Below are 19757 nucleotides of genomic sequence, written 5' to 3'. Positions count from 1 at the left end.
GTCATTTCTTCAGCAATTTGTCGACGGAACCCTGGGTCTCAGGATGGTAGCGCGGCCGCGCCTTGGCGTAGACGCCTTTGGCCCATGCTGCTTCGTTCGGGTTGTTCAGCAGCGCCTTGTACAGCGGAACCACGAACTTCTGGCGCCCCACGCTCATGAGGAAGGCATTCAACGGCTCTCGTACGCCGTAGCCCGCATGCACGGACGCCAGCAGGAAGCGGAAGCCGATTTCATTATTCTTCGTATCGCGCAGCTTGAAGGCCTCATCGAGCTCCTTCATTTGCGCAGCATTGGCCTTGCTGTCGATGCCGTTCAGGAAATGCATCCACTCCAGCGCGGTCCACTGCTGCGTCTCCAGCAGGCTGGTGCCCAGGTCGCCTTTCAACCAGGCGTCGCGCTTGCCGTCCAGCGCGGCCAGGCGCGGCGAATTCACGTACTGCGCGCCGGCCGGGATGCCGCTGCCGTGCAGCCATTCGTCCAGCTCCGCATCGCCCATGATGGCGGGATTCTTGGCCAGCAGGTTCTTGCGCAGGTACTCGACGAATTCGGCGGTGGTCGCCGACTGGAAGGCGTGCTGGTCGAACCAGCCGCGCAGGAAGGGGTCGAACACGTCGCGGCCGGCGCGCTGCTCCAGCGTGTGCAGCAGCCAGGCTCCTTTCGGGTAGGCCAGGCCCTCGTCGGTGTAGGTGTCCGGGTTGGTGTCGGGGTCCTTGGTCAGCAAGGCCTGCTTGGCGGGCGGGATGTCTTTCAACGACGCGACGGCTTCGGCCTGCTCCACCTGCAGGTTCATGTCGGCCACTTCCTTGCCGTACAGGCTTTCCACGATGCGGGTGGTGACGTAGGTGGTAAAGCCCTCGTTCAGCCACCAGTGCTTCCACGAAGCGTTGGTCACCAGGTTGCCGGACCAGCTATGCGCCAGCTCGTGCGCGATCAGGTCGTTCAGGCTGCGATCCCCTGCGATCATGGTCGGGGTCAGGAAAGTCATGCGCGGGTTTTCCATGCCGCCGATCGGGAACGATGGCGGCAGCACCAGCATGTCATAGCGCCCCCAGCGATAAGGGCCGTACAACGCTTCGGCAGCATTGATCATCTTCTCGGTGTCGGCCAGCTCGTAGGCAGCGGCATCGATGCGGCCGGGCTCCGCGTACACCGCGGTGCGCGGGCCGAGGTTGCGCAGTTCGATTTCGCCGATGGCGATGGCCAGCAGGTAGGCCGGGATCGGCTGCGGCATCTTGAAGTTCCAGCCGCCCTTGCCGGTCGCATGCTGGTCGCCTTCCGCACTCATTACTACACGCATGCCGGCCGGCGCGTCGATATGGGCGCTGTAGGTAAAGCGCACCGCCGGCGTATCCTGCACCGGCGCCCACGAACGCGCATCGATGGTTTCCGACTGGCTGAACATGAAGGGGCGCTTGCCCGACAGCGTCTGCTCGGGATTCATCCACTGCAGCGCATTCGCGGTCGGCGCGGTACGGTAATAGATGCGGACTTTCTCGGGCTGCGATTGCAGGGCGATGCGCAGGGCGCGGCCCTTCTTCGGATCCTGCTTGTCGAGCATGAAGGAGGCCGGCGCCCAGTTGCCGTCAGGGCGCTGCACTTGCACGCGCGCGATCTTGAGCTGGCGCGTGTCAAGCACCAGGGTGCGCGCCGACTTGTCGATCCAGTTCAGCGACAGTTCCGCATAACCGTCGAGCGTCTTGCGCGTGAAGTCGGCTCTCAGGTCCAGGTGCAGGTCGGTGGTGCGCACCTGGTCGTAGCGCGCAAAGCTCAGCGGATCCTGCGCCCGCGCGGGTAGCGCAAACGCAGCCGCCAACGCAGCAGCAGTCAAAGACAGTCGGAACATGGCATCTCTCTGTTGTTACAAGCGCGCAGAGGATAGCACACCTAAAGTCGGGGTCAGGTCTGGCAACAGGACATTTGCGCAGCGCAAATGTCCTGTTGCCAGACCTGACCCCGACTTTCAAATCACACTTTGATGTCTATCTCGTAGGTGGTGCCGTCGTCGACCAGGGCGATTTCCGTTGGCGAGGCGGTGGCTTCGCCGCGGGTGATGCGCAGGACGTAGGTGCTGCTGCCGTGGCGGTAGTGCAGCGTGAAGCCGGGCCAGGATGCCGGCAGGCGCGGCGCCAGCAGCAGCTTGTCGGCCTGGCGCGTCAGGCCGAGCAGGGACTCCAGCAGCAGGCGGTACATCCAGCCCGAAGAACCGGTGTACCAGCTCCAGCCGCCGCGGCCGACGTGCGGCTCGACGGCGTAGACGTCGGCGGTCACCACGTACGGCTCGACCTTGTAGCGAGCGCAGGATTCGGCATCGGAACCGTGCCGTACCGGATTAATCATCCGCATCAGGTCCCAGGCCCGTTCAACATCGCCCAGGCGCGCGAAGGCCATCACAGTCCAGATGGCGGCGTGGGTGTACTGGCCGCCGTTCTCCCTTACGCCCGGCACGTAGCCGCGGATATAGCCGGGATTGAGCGCGGACTTGTCGAACGGTGGATCGAGCAGCTGGATCAGGCCGAACTCGCGCCGCACCAGGCGCGCTTCCACCTGCTCCATCGCGCCTTCCACGCGCGCCTTGTCGGCGGCGCCGGTCAGCACGCCCCAGCTTTGCGAGATCGAGTCGATCTGGCATTCCTCGTTCTGCGCGGAGCCGAGCGGGGTGCCGTCGTCGAAGTAGGCGCGGCGATACCACTGGCCGTCCCAGGCATTGGCTTCGATATTGGCGGCAAGCTGTTTGGCCTGCTCGCGGCATTCGCTGGCGAAAGAGGAGTCGTCGCGCCTCTCGGCCACTTCGGCAAAGCGCTGCAGCACCTCGATCAGGAACCAGGCCAGCCACACGCTCTCGCCCTTGCCATGCTCGCCCACCTTGTCCATGCCGTCGTTCCAGTCGCAGGAGCCGATCAGCGGCAAGCCATGTTCGCCAAACCGCAGGCCGTTGCGGATGGCGCGCACGCAGTGCTCGTACAAGTCACCCGCATGGGCCGAGCGGCTCGGCATGTCGTAATAGGAATCCTCCTCGGGCTGCACGGGGCGGCCTTCCAGGTAGGGCGCCTGCTCATCCAGCACCGACATATCGCCCGTGCTGGACACATAGCGCCATGCCGCGAGCGGCAGCCACAGGTAGTCATCCGAACAGTGCGTGCGCACGCCTCGGTCGGAAGGCGGATGCCACCAGTGCTGCACGTCGCCCTCCACGAACTGGTGCGCCGCGCACAGGATCAAATGCTCGCGCAGGATGTCGGGACGCGTATGCACCATCGCCATCGCGTCCTGCAGCTGGTCGCGGAAGCCGAACGCACCGCCGCTCTGGTAATAGCCGCTGCGCGCCCACATGCGGCAGGCAATGGTCTGGTACATCAGCCAGCCATTGGCCAGTACGTCGAGCTCCGGCTCCGGCGTCTGCACCTGCACCGCGCCCAGCACCTTGTCCCAATGCGCATGCACTTCGCCCAGCGCCTGCAGCGCCGCCCCGCGCCCGCCGTGGCGCTGCACCACGTTGGTGGCGTCGGCATTGCGGCGGCCGCCCATGCCGAGCACGAACACGATCTCGCGCTCCTGCCCCGGCTGCAGCTCGAATGGCGCCTGGATCGCCGCGCAGGCATCCAGTCCCGCGCCGGCCTTGCCCGACAAGCGCACGCGCCGCAGCGCTGCCGGCCGGGCCAGGCTGCCGTTACGGCCGATGAATTCCGTGCGGTCGCAGGTCACGCTGCGCACGGAAGCATCGGCATTGAAGAAGGCTACGCGGCCGGAGAATTCCGTGTTGTAGGCGTTGCGTGCAAACAGGGCGCCGGTCACCGGATCGATTTCAGTCACGATATGCATGCCTGACTTGGAGCGCATATCGCCCAGCACCCATTCCACGTAGCCCGTTACCGACAGCTTGCGCGCCTGGTCGGAATCGTTGCGCACGCGGATCACCGTGTAACGCACCGGCGCATCCAGCGCCACGAAGGTGGTCATGCGGCTGTTGATGCCCGCTTCCGCGTACTCGAACGAAGAATAGCCGAATCCGTGGCGCGTCAGGTAGCTGCCTGCGCCCGGCGCGGGCAAGGCGCATGGCGACCAGAAACGGCCGCTCTGCTCGTCGCGCAGGTAGAACGCTTCGCCGCTCAGATCCGATACCGGGTCGTTATGCCATGGCGTCAGGCGGAACTCATGCGCGTTCTCCTGCCAGGTGTAGGCCTGGCCGCTTTCCGATACAACACTGCCGAACTGCGCGTTGGCGATCACGTTCGACCACGGCAGCGGCGTGCGTTGTCCGGCGCTGGTGGCGATCACATATTCCTTGCCGTCCGGCGTGAAACCGCCCAGGCCATTCACCAGGATCAAGTCATCCGGCAACGGGACGCCCGCCGCGGCATCGCGTTCAAACGCTTCGGCGCGCGCTTCCACCATCAGCGGCGGCATGCGCAGCGTGGGCGCCACGCCGCGCTTCAACTGGTCGGCCAGCGTGCCGCGTTCGTCGCTCAGCACGGCGCGCGCCACCGTCTGCAGCAGCACCCGGTCTTCCGGCGCGATGCCATCGGTCGGCCGCACGAAGATGCCGCCCGGCCGGTCGATCGCCTGCGCATCAAGTCCGGAAGCGATCAAGCCCATGATCTGGTCATGGAGGGCCTGGCGGTAGCCGGAGCGGTCCTCGTACCAGATCACCAAGTCCACCACCAGCCCTTTCAGGCGCCAGTAGGCATGCGCCTGCACCAGCTGCCGCGCCAGTTCGATATTGGCGGCGTCGCGGATTTCCATCAGTACGATCGGCAAGTCGCCGGAAATGGCGTAGGCCCACAGGCCGGATTGGACGCGCTGGTTGCGCACCAGGACGCCGGCATCGGCACGCAGGGCCGCATTCGGATAGATCACATGGTTTGCCAGGCGCGCGTACAACTGGGCCTCGGCTTCGCTGGCATTCAGCTGCCGCAGCACCACCTGGCTGTGCGTCCATGCCAGCTCGAACACGCGGTCCGCCATGTGGCGGTCCTGGTATTTGTCGATCAGGTATTGCGCGGCATCGCGCGTGTCGGTCATGCCGGTCACCACGTCAATCACCGACACCTGCCCCGGCTCCAGCGCAATACGGTAGCGGATTGCCACCACGGGATCGAGCACCGAGCCCTCGCTGCCGGACAGCGGCCCAGGCTCCCGCAGCGCCAGCGGCGCGTGCGCCGTGTTGCCGCGGCCGATGAAGCGCGCCCGGTCGGTTTCATAGGAGACCTGCTGGACCTGCGCATCGTGCACCGTCATCACATGCAGCAAGTAAGGCGTTTTCTCATCCTTGCCGCGCGGGCGGCGCGTGCACAGGATGGCGCTTTCGTCCTCCACGATCTCGGTCTGAACGAACAGCTTGCTGAATGCCTGGTGTGCGTTATCCGCCGGCGCCGGCGCCATCACCACTTCGCCGAAGCTGGTGACCTCGATGATGCGGCGCCGGTCGGAATGGTTGCTGATGCGCGTGCGGCGCATTTCGATATCGTCCTCCGGCGACACCACGATTTCCGTGTACAGCTCGATCTCGTTGTCGCTGCGGCGGAATTCTGCCCGCCCTTCGGAGAAGATCACCTCCAGCCGCTTCGGCTCGGCCTGGGTCGGCTGGTAGGTGGTGGACCAGACGGCGCCGTCCTCCACGTCCTGCACGTAGCAGAACTGGCCCCAGTTGTCGCGCGTGCTGTCTTCGCGCCAGCGGGTCACGGCCAGGTTGTTCCAGCGGCTGTAGCTGCCGCCGGCGCTGCTCACCATCACGTGGTAGCGGCCGTTCGACAGGAGCTGGGTTTCCGGCACCGGCGGCGTATGCTGGCTCATGATGCGCATCGGCGCCGCCTGCTCGGGCACCGTGCTGCGCACCGAGGCCTGCTCCGCGCTGGCCGAATGGAAGGCGCCGATGCGCGGGCTGCGTTCCTGCAGCACTAGCAGGGTCGACTGCAGCAGCGGGTCGGATTCGAAGCGGCGCTGCATCGGCCGGCCGTTCAGCACGTAGCTCAGCGCCAGCAAGCCCATGCCCTGGTGGTGCACCATGAAGGACTTGATGATGGCGTATTGCTGGCCGCGCGGCAGGCGCGCCGCCGTGTAATCGATCGCCTCGTAGAAGCCGTAACGTCCCATGAAGCCCATGGCCGCCATCTTCTGCAGGTTCTGGCAAGCGGTATCCGGGTCGACCATCAGCCCCAGCATGGTGGCATACGGCGCCACCACCAGGTCTTCCGCCAGGCCGCGTTTCAGCCCGATGCCCGGTACGCCGAAGGCGCGGTACTGGTAGTTCAGCGCCGCGTCGGTGGTGTTGTAGCCCGATTCGGAAATCCCCCACGGCACATTGCGCTGCCTGGCGTATTCCACCTGCGCCGCCACCACCGACTGGTAGGTCTGGTCCAGCAAGGTGCTCGGGTAGGTCGGCATCACCAGCAGCGGCATCAGGTACTCGAACATCGAGCCGCTCCAGGAGAGCAGCACCGGCTGGCCGTGCACGATGCAAAGCTGGCGTCCCATGGCGAACCAGTGTTCCTGCGGCAGTTGTCCCTGGGCGATGGCGACAAAGCTGGCCAGCCGCACTTCGGAGGCCAGCAGGTCGTAGCAGCTCGCATCCAGCCGCCGCTCGCTCAGGTTATAGCCGATGGCCAGCAGCTTGGTGGTCTGGTTGAACAGGAAGCCGTACTCGCACTGGGCGAATTCGTTGGCCTGGTGCGACAGCCGGTTCAGCGTGTCGAGCCGCTCGCGCGCGCGCGCCGCGCCCTGCTCCACCAGCGTCGCCAGCTGCTGCTGGCGTTCGCGCTCGTCGGGCGCCAGGTCGCTCAGCACCGCCCCCGGCAGGGGCCAGCTGGCCAGTTCGCGCAAGGTCGGTACGCGGTCAAGCGTCGTGTCGTATTGCGCTTCGGCCTGCGCCGTGATCCAGGGCGCGAAGCCATCCAGTTCGTCCAGCAGGCTGCGGCACTGCACATGCAGCGCACCGGCCCACGCTGCAACTTGCGGATCGAGTGCCGCCGCGGCCTGGCGCAGGAACAGTTCCGCGCCCTCGCAAGCGCGCAGCAGCCAGGCGCGCTGCTGCCGCAAGCTTGGCGGATAGGCGGGCGGCGGCGCAGCAATGGCCGCTTCCAGCGCGGCCAGCGAATCGGCCGCCACGCTGCCCGCCGCTGCTGCCGCTTCACGCACCAGGGCGCAGGTGGTGGCCAGGCCTTGCGCCAGGTTCGGATTCACGATCGGCAGTTCGGCGATGCCGACCAGGCCGGCCTGCAGCGTGAGCAAGTGCCCGGCCAGGTTGCCGCTGTCGACGGTGGAAATATAGATCGGATGCAGCGGCTTCATCGACTGGGTGTCGTACCAGTTGTAGAAGTGGCCCTGGTACCGTTCAAGCTGCGCCATGCTGTCCAGCGTGCTGGCTGTGCGCGCCGCAAGCTGTGCGCCGGAAATGTAGGCGAAGTCGTAGGCGGTCAGGTTGGCCAGCAGGGCCATGCCCATATTGGTGGGCGAGGTGCGATGCGCCACCACCTGGGTTGGATGCTCCTGCATGTTGTCCGGCGGCAGCCAATTGTCCTCCGGGCCGACGAAGGTCTCGAACCACAGCCAGGTCTTGCGCGACAGCTTATGCAGGAACAGGTTCTGGTCTTCCTTCAGCGCCCGCTGCACGCGCGCTATGGGAAGGCTGATCCACCATGCCACCACCGGCGAGACGAACCATGCTGCGACGAAGAGCAGCGCCGCCTCGACGGCCTGCGGGCGCAACACGGCCAGGCCGGCGCCGGCTCCCAGCGCCAGCAGCGGCGCGATCCACATGGTGCGCCAGTTGCTGGCCAGGCTGGTGCCGGCATGCGACAGCCCCGATGCCCGCCATTCCAGCAAGCGGCGCCGCGATACCAGCAGGCGCCAGCCGGTGCGGACGATGGCGTCCAGGCTGACATAGGCCTCGTACGGCAGGAATACCAGCGTCAGCAAGGCGTGCGCGAACTGCATGCCGCTGCGGCGCAGCGAAGCCGGCGCATGCTGGCTCCACAGCGTGTCGTCGGGCTTGTGCGCCAGGTCGTGGATGGCGCTCACCAGCGGCGGCAGGAAGATGATCGCCAACACGGCGCAGGCCCAGAACCACGGGTGCGGCAAGGCGGCAAAGGCCATCAGCAGCGACAAGGTCAGGACCGGCGCCACCAGGCTGCGGCGCAGGTTGTCGAACAGCTTCCAGCGCGACAGCGCCGACAGCGGATTCCTTTCATGCTTGCCGCCCGCCAGCGGCACGCGCCGCATCAGCCATGGCAGCAGTTGCCAGTCGCCGCGCATCCAGCGCTGGCGCCGGCTCACGTCGTCGCGGTAGCGCGACGGATAGTGTTCATACAGCTGCGCGTCGCTCAGCAGGCCGGCGCGCAGGTAGCAGCCTTCCAGCAGGTCGTGGCTCAGGATGCGGTTCTGCGGCAGGCGCCCGCCCAGCACTTCCTCGAACACGTCGACATCGTAGATGCCCTTGCCGATGAAGGACCCCTCGGCGAAGACGTCCTGGTAGACGTCGCTGACGGTGCGGGTATACGGATCGATTCCCGGTTCGCCGCCGCACAGTTTTTCGTAGCGCGAAGCGTTCTCGCTCGGCAGGCTGACCGCGACGCGCGGCTGCAGGATGCCGTAGCCGGCCACCACGCGCCGCAGGCGCAGGTCGATGCGCGGCAGGTTGAGCGGATGGCGCATGGTGGCGACAAACTGGCGCGCGGCATCGCGCGGCAGCTGTGTGTCGCTATCGAGCGTGATCACGTATTTAAAGGCGGGCAGGTCGTCTATATCGCCAACGATCAGCGCGAACGCATCCTGCGCACCGCCGCGCATGAAGCGGTTCAGGTCGGACAGCTTGCCGCGCTTGCGCTCTTCGCCCATCCAGGTACGCTGCGCAGCGTTCCAGCGGCGCGGGCGATGCAGCAGGAGGAAGGGCGCGGCCGCGCCCTGCTCCGTGTATTTCAGGTTCAGGCGCGCGATATTGGCGGCGGCGCGCTCGGTCAGGGCGGCGTCGGCCGGCTGCGTTTCCTCCTGCGCGTCGGCGAAATCGGTCAACAGGCAGAAGCGCAGGTTGGGGTCGCGGTTGGCAAGGAAGCGCACCTCGAGCTGCTCGCACAGTTCATCGACGTTCTCGCGGCTGTACAGCAGGGCCGGCACCGCCACCATGGTGCGCGCATCGGGCGGAATGCCATTGCGAAAATCCATGCGCGGCAAGGGCCGCGGCTCGACAAACAGCGTCGCCACCCAGTTGACCAGGGCCAGCGCCAGCTGGCTGCTGCCCATCAGGGCAAGCATGCCGAGCACCAGCAGCGCCCACGGCTGCACGCCGTCGCGCCAGGCGCGCTCCAGCATCAGCGCAGTGGCGATCACCGACAGCGCGCCGATTGCCCCGAGATAGGAAAGCAAGGGCGAGGTGCGCATGGTGCGCTTGAGGGAGCGCAGCGGCGGCAGGCGGACGCCGACCTGGCGCTCCAGCAGCAGCATGCCGTCGCCGACCAGGTAATAGCCAACGTGATGCAGGCGCGTGTCCTGGTCGGCGGCGCGCGTGCGCGCCAGCTCGAGCGCCTGCTGCGCCACTTCCGCCTCAGTGGCACGCGAATAGCGCGCCATGCGTTCCACGCTGTGGCGGTATTGGTCGCGCGTGGAGAAGTCCATGTCCGGGTAGGTGCCGGCCGGATCTTCGCGCAAGGACTGCTCGACCACGCTCATGGTCTCGACAAACTCCTGCCAGTCCATGGTGCCGAGGAAGCGCAGGCTGCCAATGCTGTTGGCGATCGAGACCTGCTCGGCTGCCTGCAAATGGATTTCAGCCTGGATCTGCTGCTCGATGGTCTGGCCGGACTCCGCCAGGCGGTAGGTGATCCAGTTGAGCGCCAGGGTCAGCACCGGGCTTTGTCCCTGCAAGCGGCGCGCCAGTTCGGCCACGAAGCCGCTGGTAATGGTCGGCTCGGAGCGCGCCATGTCAGCCACCAGCAAGATCAAGCCGCTCGGGTTCTTGTCGGCGATTTCCACCATCTGGTCGGCCCAGCTATTGGCCAGGTCGCGCTGGAAGCGGTTTTCCGCCACGCGCGCCGCCACGCGGCGCAGGTTCTCGATCAGCGCCAGGCGCAGCATGATAGGGATGGCCCACAGCTCGCCCAGCTTCAAGGTCGCCACTTCCTGATAGGCTTCGACGAAACGGCTCAGGCTTTCCGGATCGACGCGGCCGTCGCCGTGCGCGATGATTTCCAGGGCGATCTGGTAGACGCGCGGCGTGCCTTCCGGCGCGCCCTTCGCCAGGCGCGGCAGCTCCTTGCTGTAATCCTTGGGCAAGTGGCGCCGCGCGGTGCGGATCTGGTCTTCGATCAGGTAGAAATTGTCAAGCAGCCATTCCGATGCCGGCGTGATCTGGCGGCCTTCCTTGACCGCTTCGGTCAGGCCCTCGCAGGTGGCGCCGATCAGCGCTTCGTTCTCGCTCAGCCTTGCCAGCAGGCGGTCGCCGCCGCCACGCTTGCTGAGCTCATGGCTGGCGGCAAGCGCGCGGCCATGCTGCTCCATCTGTTGCGCGCTGAACAGCTCACCGCGCAGCGGCAAATCATCTTCCTCACCGGTCCCCTTTTCCAGGGACCCCGATTCCGATTCCTTGAAACCGGCACTTGCGGCCGGCCATAAAAAAGGGTTCTCTTTCAAGGGGGGCCTCACACTTATTCTTGGAACTGCCGTGTAGACCGGCAGTATGTTCCAAGCAATGGTAGGCGGGCGCACGACATGCGACTGTTCGCTAGCGTACATATGGGTTTCTTACAGATCAGCGCGTTTCAGGCGCAAAATTTCGCATCAGAAAGAGCACGAGTTTTTTTGCTAAGTTCGGCACGCGGCAGTGTATCCTGTTGAGTTTCCCAAAAGCCACCGCCATTTGCATGAAGAAAATCGCCCTCCCCCTGCTGCTGATCGTCCAGGCCCTGCACGGCGTTTACGCCCAGGAACAAACTCCCGTCGAAAACGCCACGCCCAAGGTTGAAATCAAGGGCAGCGCGGCGATGGATATCCGCCGCAACGACACCGCGACCAAGATCGTCGTGACGCAGGAGGAGATCCTGAAGAATGGCGACACCAGCATCGGCGAAGTGCTCAAGCGCCTGCCAGGCATCACGCTGGACGGCGTGCAAGGCCGCGGCGGCAATATCCGCATGCGCGGCCTGGGCAGCGGCTACACCTCCATCATGCTGAACGGCGAGCCTGCGCCACCGGGCTTCTCGCTCGATTCGTTGACACCGGACATGATCGAGCGCATCGAAGTGATGCGCGCCGCCACCGCCGAGTTCAGCACCCAGGCCATTGCCGGCGGCATCAACATCGTGCTGAAGAAAGCCATCTCCACCGCGCAGACCGAGATCAAGGCCGGCCTGCAATCGGATAACGGCCAGCCCGGCGCCAGCGTCAACCTGCAGATGTCGGACCGCAAGGGACCGTGGTCGTATTCGATCGGCGGCGGCTTCCTGCACGGCGATTTCGATCGCCCCAGCCATACCGTCACCGAAGCTGGCGGCAGTGCACCATTGCTGCGCCGGGGCGAAGCCACCAGCGAAGGCTACTTCCGCAACTTCAACCTGGCGCCGCGCATCAACTACACGATCAAGCCGGGCGACGTGATCACTTCGCAGAGCTTCATTGCGGTCAACCGCTTCCGCGCCCACAACACGGAACGCATCAGCACCGTGCACGGCCAGGAGCCGATGTTCAGCAGCCTGGACCAGGATATCAAGGCCGACATGGAATTGTTCCGCACGGATCTGAGCTGGGCGCGCCCGCTGGCCGACGGCGCCAAGCTGGATATGAAGGCAGGCCTCAACTACAACCACCGCAACGTGGGCGCGCCGAACCTGCAGACCGGCACGCAGGTTGAGCGCAAGCGCAGCGTCACTTCCGAGTCGACCGACAAGGGCTTCACCACGACCGGCAAGTACTCCAGCCCGATCGTGCCGGGCCACGCCCTGGCTACCGGCTGGGATATCGGCTACAGCAAGCGCGATGAGGACCGCATCCAGCGCGAAGAATACCTGCGCGCGCCGGCCGGCATCGCGCCGCAGAACCTTGACGAAGTCTATTCCGCCGACGTGACCCGCCTGGCGGCCTACGCACAGGATGAATGGAACGTGACCGAGCGCTGGTCCGTCTACTTTGGCCTGCGCTGGGAAGGCGTGAACATCAAGAGCACCGGCACCGACTACGGCAGCATCGACAACAACTCCAGCGTATTGAGCCCGCTGTTCCAGACCCTGTACAAGCTGGGCGACAAGAAGAAGGACCAGGTGCGCTTCGGCTTGACCCGCACCTACAAGGCGCCGGGGGTGGGCGACCTGATTCCGCGCCGCTTCACCTCCAACAACAACAGCTCGACTTCGCCGGACATGATGGGCAACCCGAACCTGAAGCCGGAACTGGCCTGGGGCCTGGACCTGGCGTTCGAGCACTACCTGGGTGAAGGCGGCGGCCTGCTGTCGGCCAGCACTTACGCGCGCCGCATCGAAGACATCACGCGCCGCCGGGTGGATTTGATCGATGGCGTGTGGGTGTCGCGCCCGGTCAATGCCGGCACCGCAAACACTTACGGCATCGAGCTGGAAGCCAAGCTGCCTTTGCGCTCGATCATGAAGGAAGCACCGGGCGTCGAGATGCGCGCCAACCTGACGCGCAGCTGGTCGAAGCTCGACACCGTACCGGGCCCGAACAACCGCCTCGACCAGCAGGTGCCGGTCAGCGGCACCGTCGGCGCGGACTGGAAGCTGGACAAGCTGCCGCTGACCCTGGGCGGCTCCTACAGCTACCAGGGCGGCGGCGAAGTGCGCATCTCCGACAGGCAGTACGCCTATTCGGTGCCGAAGCGCGCGCTGGACTTGTATGGCTTGTGGAAGTTCACGCCGAAGACGCAGCTGCGCCTGTCGGCATCGAACATGCTGCGTCAGGACAACCTGGCGCAGTCTTCCTATGTCGAGGCCACCGGGCGACGCAGCGACACCACCATCACCCCGACCAGCGTCCTGTTCCGTGCAATGCTGGAAATGAAGCTCTGAGCCGGTTGGCACAAAAAAAACGGCGGCCCGCAGGCCGCCGCAAACAGGATACAAGCTCACAAAATCATGCAGCCAGCGCCAACTCGGGCGCGGCGAGCGCGACGCCGCCGGCCAGGCTGTAGGCATTCCGGTAGCCAAGGCGGCGCAGGCATTGCGCTGCCTTGGCGCTGCGGTTCCCGCTGCGACAGAAGAACACCAACGGCGGCTGGTCGACGGCCGCCAGCCAGCCCGGCACGAAGGCCGCCAGACGGCTCAGCGGCACGCTTTCCGCTGCGCGCCCGCCGGGAATGCAGGCGGCTTGTTCGTAGGTTTCGCGCACGTCCACCAGCACGGCTTGGGGTTGCGCTTCCAGCAGGCGCGCCAGGGCGATGCTGTCCAGGTTCAGTTCCGTGCTCGCCTTGCTGGCCTGAGCCTCGGCGCGCAAGCTGGTGCAGCAGGCGTTCACTTCTTCGCGGCCGGCGCATACCAACGCATCGGCGGGCACCTTGCCGGCAAGTTCGGACAACGCCGCCAGGCCGGTGAAGGCGTAGTCGACTTTGTCGCCGCTGCACAGCAGGTAAGCCGAGCGCGTTGAATCCAGCGCCACTCGGCGCACCGCGTGTGCGCCGAAAGCGAAGCTGTCGGTTTCGCCGCCGTCGCGCGTGCTGAGACGCGCCGCGAGCTTGTAGCCGTGGCTGTGCAGCAGGCTGTCAATACGTTCGCCCAGTTCGGCCTGGTGGTCGATCACGATGCATTGGCGCGACGGCTCGTCCAGCAGCAGCCAGGTGTGATTGCCCGCCAGGCTCAGTTGCAGCACGCCTTCCGGCACGACGGCGCCGGACACCGGCGTATCCATCAGGCCTGCGTCGCGCAGCGCCATGCCGCAGCGTTCGATGCGGGCGCAGGCTTCGTTGATGATCTCTTCGCTGGCGAGCGGACCGAAGGACATGCGCACCGCGCTGCTGCTGCGCCAGGCCGGCAGGCCCATGGCATCCAGCACATAACTTGGTGCAGCCTTGGCGGCGGAGCAGGCGCTGCCGGCGCTGACGCGCACATTGGCGGCGTCGAATACATCGAGCAGCTCCTTGCTCGACAAACCGGGCACGGAGAAATTCAGGGTAGTCGGCAGCGCCTTGTCGAGCGGTGCGTTGAACACGATGCCGGGGAAAGCTGCGCGCAGGCTGGCGGCCAGTTTATCGCGGAAGCCGTGCAGCTCCGACGGCGAACGGAAGGTGCCGCCTTCTTCCAGCGCGGCCAGCACGGCGCCCAGCGCCGCAATGCCCGCCATGTTTTCGGTGCCGGAGCGCAGCCCGGCTTCCTGGCCGCCGCCCATGACCAGCGGCGTGTATGGCGCGCCTTCGCGCACATACAGCATGCCGATGCCTTTCGGCGCGTACAGCTTGTGGCCGGAGAACGGGGCGTAGTCGATGCGCGTGTTGCCCAGGTCCAGCGGCAGCTTGCCCAGGCCTTGCACGCAGTCGACCATCCACAGCGCCTTGCTGGCTGCCAGCGTGGCGCCAATGCCAACCAGGTCGGACACCACGCCGGTTTCGTTATTGGCCGCCATGGTGCAGACGAAGGCCGCTTGCGGCGCCAAGGCGCGCAGCGCGGCCAGGTCGTGGCGGCCGTCGCCGTCCACCGGCAGCTTTTTCAGTTCGAGGCCCAGGCCCAGCAAGCGATTCCAGTGCGCCAGCGCTTCCGGCACGGCCTTGTGTTCGGTGGCGCCATACACCAGCAGGGCGCCGATCGCTTCTCCGCGCTCACGGCGTTCACGCAAGGCGCACAGCGCTGACAGCACCGCGGTCTGGATGCCTTCCGTGGCGCCGCTGTTGAACATGATGCGGCCGTTGCCCACGCCCAGCAGGCGTTTGGCGCGCTGGCGCACGGCGTCCATCATGGCCTTGGCCTTGAGGCCGGTTGCGTGGGTGCTGCTGGGATTCCCGAAGCAGTCGCGCATGGCTTGCACCGCCGCATCAATGGCGGCCGGCAGCACGCAGGTGGTGGCATTCCCGTCGAGGTAGATTTCTTTGCTCATACTCAATAGTTTACGAACTGGTCGTGAATCAGGCATTCCAAAATTACCTCAAACAAGCCTTAATGTAGAATAAGCATTCCAAATAACCATATAAATAAAAATGAATGATCTTGACCGCTTCGATTACGCGATCCTGGGGGCGCTGCAGGTCGATGGCACGCTGTCCGTGGCCGAGCTGGCGGAAAAGGTTGGCCTTTCGACCACGCCATGCTGGAAGCGCCTGAAGCGCCTGGAGGAGGATGGCTATGTCGACCGCCGCGTGGCGATCATCAACCGCCGCAAGGCGGGCTTGCCGGTGACCGTCTTTGTCAGCGTGCGCACCAGCCAGCATGACGAGAAGTGGCTGGCAAAGTTTGCCGCCGCCGTGGTGGCGCTGCCGGAAGTGCAGGAATTCCATCGCATGAGCGGCGACATCGATTACCTGCTGAAAGTCGTGACCACCGATATCGATGGGTATGACCGTTTTTACAAGAAGCTGATCAAGGCCGCGCAACTGACCGGCGTTTCGTCCGCGTTCTCAATGGAGCAGATCAAGTACACCACCAGCCTGCCGCTTGACCTTGTGTCGCACGGGGCCGGTGGCTGAGAGTCACGGCCAACCGTGGGATAATGGCCGGATGCTGAATTCCGTGCTTCTTTCCCTGCTTCCCGCCCGCAGCAATACCAGCCAGCGCCAGCGCCTGCGCGCCAGTGTCGGCGCCCTGCTTGGCCTTTTGATAACCAGCTTCGCCGCCCACTACCTGCTGGGCGATAACGCGATGTGGCTGGTGGCCCCGGTTGGCGCTTCTTCCGTGCTGCTGTTCTGCCTTCCCGCCAGCCCGATGGCGCAGCCATGGGCCGTCATTGGCGGCAATGTGGTGTCCGGCTTGATGGGCGTGGCCTGCGTGCAGTTCTTCGGCCCCGGCCCGTTGGCGGCGGCACTGGCGACGCCGCTGGCGATTGCCGCCATGTACGCGCTGCGCTGCCTGCACCCGCCCGGCGGCGCCACGGCGCTGATGATGGTGATCGGCGGGCCGGCCGTGCATGCCATGGGCTATCGCCTGCCTTTGGGACCGGTGCTGGTGGACTGCGTGCTGGTCGTGCTGGCGGCAATCGTCTACAACAATCTGACCGGGCGCCGCTATCCCCACAGCCAGCAGCTGGCACACCCGAACCCGCACGCAACCAAAGACGAGGTGCCGACGGTGCGCTTCGGCTTCCAGCCGGAAGACCTGGACGCGGTGCTGCGCCAGTACAACCAGGAACTGGATATCAGCCGCGACGACCTGGAAGAACTGTTCCTGAAGACCGAGATGCGCGCCTACCAGCGCCGCTTCGGCATCATCACCTGCGGCGACATCATGTCGAAGGACGTGGTGACGGCGGAATTCGCCACCCCGCTGGCCGATGCCTGGCGCGAAATGCGCCAGCACCGTATTGCAGCCGTGCCGGTCCTGAACCGCGTGCGGCGCGTCATCGGCATCGTCACCACCAGCGACTTCATGGCGCACGGCGGGCTGGACGACTACCACGGCATGCGCCGCCAGTTGCTGGATTTCCTGCGTCCGTCAGGCACCACGCATTCGGAAAAGCCGGAGGTGGTCGGCCAGATCATGGTGAAGCACCCGCGCACGGCCAGCATCGACACGCCCATCACGGAACTGGTGCCGCTGATGGCCGATTCCGGCTTCCACCACATCCCCGTGCTTGATCACGAAGACCGCTTTGCCGGCATCGTGACGCAATCGGACGTGGTAGCGGCGCTGTATGCTAGAAACGCTTTGTCAGCGTCAGAAGGCCAGACTCCGTCTTCATGTCAAGCCGCTTGAGCACCGAATTTCCGAGCAGGATGACGCCCAGGCCGGCTTCGTTGATGGAGCCTTCCACGTTGGCGAATTCGAACTCGCCCACCTTCACCTTGTCCAGTTTCACAATCCACACCGGCGCCGTGCCGGCTGCCGTCTGAGTAAAGGCCCGGCGGCCCTTGTTCTTGTAGTCGATGCCCATCTTGCCCGCCAGCGCGGCCGGAATCGACACCAGCGTGGCGCCGGTATCGAGCATCATTTTCACCGGGAAGCCATTGATTTCGCCAGCCACCGCGTAATGGCCATTCATATCGGGCGACAGCACCATCGAATTGCCGCCACCATCGGATTTGGACGCGGCGAACTCGCCCAGGCGAATGACATAGCGTTTTCCGCCGTCTTCAATGGTGGCTTCGCCCGACGTGACGCCAACCAGTCTGCTACCATCAGGCAGCGTGGCACCGACCGGGAAAGTGCGTGGTGCACCGCCGTTAACCGATAACAGGGCTCTCTCTTTCATGGTGCCCACCAGGCTGACATCGGCCTGGGCCGACACTGCGGTTAACATCAAGGCAGCAACTAGCGCGATACGCATTGCAGGAAACTCCGGTCAAAATTGCATTTTGACACATTTTCGACCGTTAAATTGTTGACTGTTGGGCGCAACATTTCGATAGAATCTAGGCATATGCAAACGTTGAAAAGGGTGCTTGCACTCGCCCTAGAAGAAGCGCAAACAGGCTTTGCGACAATGTGCAAACGGATGACCGAGCAGGCGGACGCAGTATTGGGCGAAGCCCTGCGTACGGCGCCGCCGGCGGACCAGCGTCTTGCCGGGGCGTGCCGCCTCTTCCTGCGTGAGCAGGGTGCTGCCATGCGTGCGCGCATGGAGCGCTCTTACGCAGGCTTGCTGGCGCGCGCCATGCAGACCATGCACACCGACCTGCGCACCGGGCTGCACGACTTCCGCGCCGATACCCTGACCCTGATCGATGACGAAGTGGTAACGCGTCAGATCGAAGTCGAGCGCCTGCTGCTGAAGCTGCGCGACGCGGACGAACTGAGCCTGGGCCACCTGAACCTGATCATCGCCCAGATGCACGGCGACAGCGAAGTGCGCGAGCGTGAAAACCCGTTCCGCCCTTACCTGCTGGCGCGCTCCCTGTACGACGCCCTGAGCGCCATGGTGGCAGACGAGGCGCAAAGCAAACTGCTGTTCGATACCTTGTCGCACGCCATGACGGCGGAGCTGGGTGAGTTCTACAACCGCCTGCGCGAAGTATTCGAATCGCGCGGCATCCGTTCGCGCCTGGTGGCACGTCCCTCGGCCCTGAGCCGGCTGGAGCAGGACCGCCTGGCATGGCAACGCGCCGCAACCGGGCAGGCCGACGCCGACGTCGCCATGCGCCAGCGCGTGGCGCGCCTGGGGGCGGTACGGAAGGAAATCCAGCAAGACTCGCCGCCCAGCATCCTGCACGGGCAAGCCGATGTGCCATCCAAGCCGGAACTGCAGGAGCTGGTCTTCAGCATGTTCAATCCCTCGGGCATCCGGCGCAGTGCGCCGCAGGCGCAGAACACGCTGCGCGTGCAGCTTGATACCGCCTTGCGCCAGCTCCAGCGCGAACATGCCGGCAGCGGCCCGCAACCGCCGCTGGCCCTGCTCGACCGCATGGCAAACCTGCCGCACAGTTCGGAACGCATCGTGGTGGAACTGGTCGGCCTGCTGTTCGAGTTCATCCTGAATGACGAGCAGCTTCCCAAAGGCATCCGCGAACAACTGAGCCGCCTGCACGCGCCCTTCCTGCGCGCGGCACTGAAAGACCTGGCGGTGCTGCAAGGCGCCCACCTGCCGGCGCGCCATCTGCTGGACCGCATCGGCAGCGCCGCGGTGGGCATCGGTGCCGATTCGACGCTGGTCGTGCCGCTGCAGGGCGAAGTGGAACGGCTGGTCAACCAGGTCTTGCAGCAATACGAGCACGACGCTTCCGTGTTCGCCGATGCGGCCCTGGAACTGGATAGCTTCCTGGCCGCCCTGCTGCGCGAATGCGACCCGGTGGTGCGCCGCTCGATGCCGGCCTTCGAACGGGCGGTGAAAGTGGCGCCTTTCGTGGCGGCCCTGGCGGACAACTTGCGCGGCCATCTCGAATCGGTCAATGTCGACCGCCGCATGATGGATTTCATCACCGGCACCTGGGCGCAGGTGATGGTACACACTTATGGCAAGCAGCCCGATTACGGCAAGCTGCTGCCGGAACTGGTGTGGAGCGCGCAGGAAAAAATCCTGCCGGAGGAACGCTCGGTGCTGATGAAAATGCTGCCGTCGCTGGGCCGCGAGTTGAGGGCCGGCCTGGCAACGATCGGCATGAGCGAAGCCGATGCGCAGGCGGCACTGGACCAGCTGGTGTCGCTGCACATGGATGTGCTGTCCAACAATATGCCAATGCCGACCACGCCGCGCATGAACGTGGCAGGCTTGCGCGAACGCTTCGCCGCCATTGACGCGGGACAGCCGGCGCTGGCCGCCACCACGCATGCCGATGCCTTGCCGGCACAGCCGCAGTTCAGCGCCGAGTTTGCGCTGCATGGCGTCCTGGCCACCGTGCAGCCCGACCCGGCACTGGCCCCGGTATCGAGCTACGAGGACGAATGGCTGCAATGGGCGCAAGCCGGCAACGGCTTCGAACTGCTGTCTGGCGGCAGTTACGTGCCGCTGCGCCTGGGTGCCGTGGCGGCGCGCAATGCAGGCTTCCTGTTCACGGCGCCGGACCACACCACGCCACTGGTGTACTCGCGCGCAGCCCTGCTGGCAGCCATGCGCGACGGCAGCCTGCGGCCGGTGGAATACTCGCCGCTGTTCGAGCGGGCAGTGGAATCGCTGATGACCGGCGCGGAGTCGCTGGACGCTACTTAAGGCCCGGGACTCGGCCCGCCGCGGCTCCCGGCCGGCCTGGCTGCCGG

General features: G+C 65.5%; 8 protein-coding genes. 4 read left to right on the top strand and 4 right to left on the bottom strand.

Annotated features, from left to right (window positions below; translation table 11 throughout):
• Position 1 precedes the first annotated feature (1 nt).
• Positions 2-1843, bottom strand: a complete 1842-nt coding sequence (locus ACN9MW_RS03705) for a M1 family metallopeptidase (RefSeq protein ID WP_426167683.1) — start codon at positions 1841-1843, stop codon at positions 2-4.
• A 122-nt stretch (positions 1844-1965) separates the two neighbouring features.
• Complete coding sequence (locus tag ACN9MW_RS03700) at positions 1966-10617, bottom strand: GH36-type glycosyl hydrolase domain-containing protein (protein WP_426167681.1); 8652 nt, start codon at positions 10615-10617, stop codon at positions 1966-1968.
• 230 nt (positions 10618-10847) lie between these two features.
• On the opposite strand from ACN9MW_RS03700, the gene ACN9MW_RS03695 reads away from it, so the two are divergent.
• The gene (locus tag ACN9MW_RS03695; RefSeq protein ID WP_426167679.1) at positions 10848-13001 is read left to right on the top strand and encodes a TonB-dependent receptor plug domain-containing protein; all 2154 of its coding nucleotides are present in this window, start codon (positions 10848-10850) and stop codon (positions 12999-13001) included.
• A gap of 64 nt (positions 13002-13065) precedes the next feature.
• On the opposite strand, the gene ACN9MW_RS03690 is transcribed toward ACN9MW_RS03695, so the two are convergent.
• Positions 13066-15015 carry an aminotransferase class V-fold PLP-dependent enzyme gene (locus tag ACN9MW_RS03690; RefSeq protein WP_426167677.1) on the bottom strand — a complete coding sequence of 650 codons (1950 nt, stop codon included), beginning with the start codon at positions 15013-15015 and terminating at the stop codon, positions 13066-13068.
• Between the two features lie 100 nt (positions 15016-15115).
• Between ACN9MW_RS03690 and ACN9MW_RS03685 the strand changes: the two genes are divergently transcribed.
• Together ACN9MW_RS03685 and ACN9MW_RS03680 are read left to right on the top strand one after the other, a co-directional pair.
• Positions 15116-15601, top strand: a complete 486-nt coding sequence (locus tag ACN9MW_RS03685; RefSeq protein ID WP_426167675.1) for an Lrp/AsnC family transcriptional regulator — start codon at positions 15116-15118, stop codon at positions 15599-15601.
• A 31-nt stretch (positions 15602-15632) separates the two neighbouring features.
• The gene (locus ACN9MW_RS03680; RefSeq protein ID WP_426167673.1) at positions 15633-16823 is read left to right on the top strand and encodes an HPP family protein; all 1191 of its coding nucleotides are present in this window, start codon (positions 15633-15635) and stop codon (positions 16821-16823) included.
• On the opposite strand, the gene ACN9MW_RS03675 is transcribed toward ACN9MW_RS03680, so the two are convergent.
• Positions 16765-17394, bottom strand: a complete 630-nt coding sequence (locus tag ACN9MW_RS03675) for a TIGR02281 family clan AA aspartic protease (protein ID WP_426167671.1) — start codon at positions 17392-17394, stop codon at positions 16765-16767. The two genes, ACN9MW_RS03680 and ACN9MW_RS03675, sit on opposite strands and share 59 nt — an antisense overlap.
• A 156-nt stretch (positions 17395-17550) precedes the next feature.
• Here ACN9MW_RS03675 and ACN9MW_RS03670 point away from each other — a divergent pair, with 156 nt between their 5' ends.
• Complete coding sequence (locus tag ACN9MW_RS03670) at positions 17551-19710, top strand: DUF1631 family protein (RefSeq protein ID WP_426167669.1); 2160 nt, start codon at positions 17551-17553, stop codon at positions 19708-19710.
• The last annotated feature ends 47 nt before the right edge of the window (positions 19711-19757 follow it).

It is taken from the genome of Pseudoduganella sp. R-34 (genome assembly GCF_049904655.1).
In the GTDB taxonomy this organism is placed as follows: domain Bacteria; phylum Pseudomonadota; class Gammaproteobacteria; order Burkholderiales; family Burkholderiaceae_D; genus Rugamonas.
This window is presented reverse-complemented; position numbering and strand designations above follow the sequence as displayed.

Excerpts from the sequence above, each read along its gene's own strand:
- ACN9MW_RS03690 (WP_426167677.1), bottom strand. The coding sequence starts at position 15,015 with ATGAGCAAAGAAATCTACCTCGACGGGAATGCCACCACCTGCGTGCTG.
- ACN9MW_RS03680 (WP_426167673.1), top strand. The coding sequence starts at position 15,633 with ATGCTGAATTCCGTGCTTCTTTCCCTGCTTCCCGCCCGCAGCAATACC.
- ACN9MW_RS03695 (WP_426167679.1), top strand. The coding sequence starts at position 10,848 with ATGAAGAAAATCGCCCTCCCCCTGCTGCTGATCGTCCAGGCCCTGCAC.
- ACN9MW_RS03685 (WP_426167675.1), top strand. The coding sequence starts at position 15,116 with ATGAATGATCTTGACCGCTTCGATTACGCGATCCTGGGGGCGCTGCAG.
- ACN9MW_RS03705 (WP_426167683.1), bottom strand. The coding sequence starts at position 1,843 with ATGTTCCGACTGTCTTTGACTGCTGCTGCGTTGGCGGCTGCGTTTGCG.
- ACN9MW_RS03670 (WP_426167669.1), top strand. The coding sequence starts at position 17,551 with ATGTGCAAACGGATGACCGAGCAGGCGGACGCAGTATTGGGCGAAGCC.
- ACN9MW_RS03675 (WP_426167671.1), bottom strand. The coding sequence starts at position 17,394 with ATGCGTATCGCGCTAGTTGCTGCCTTGATGTTAACCGCAGTGTCGGCC.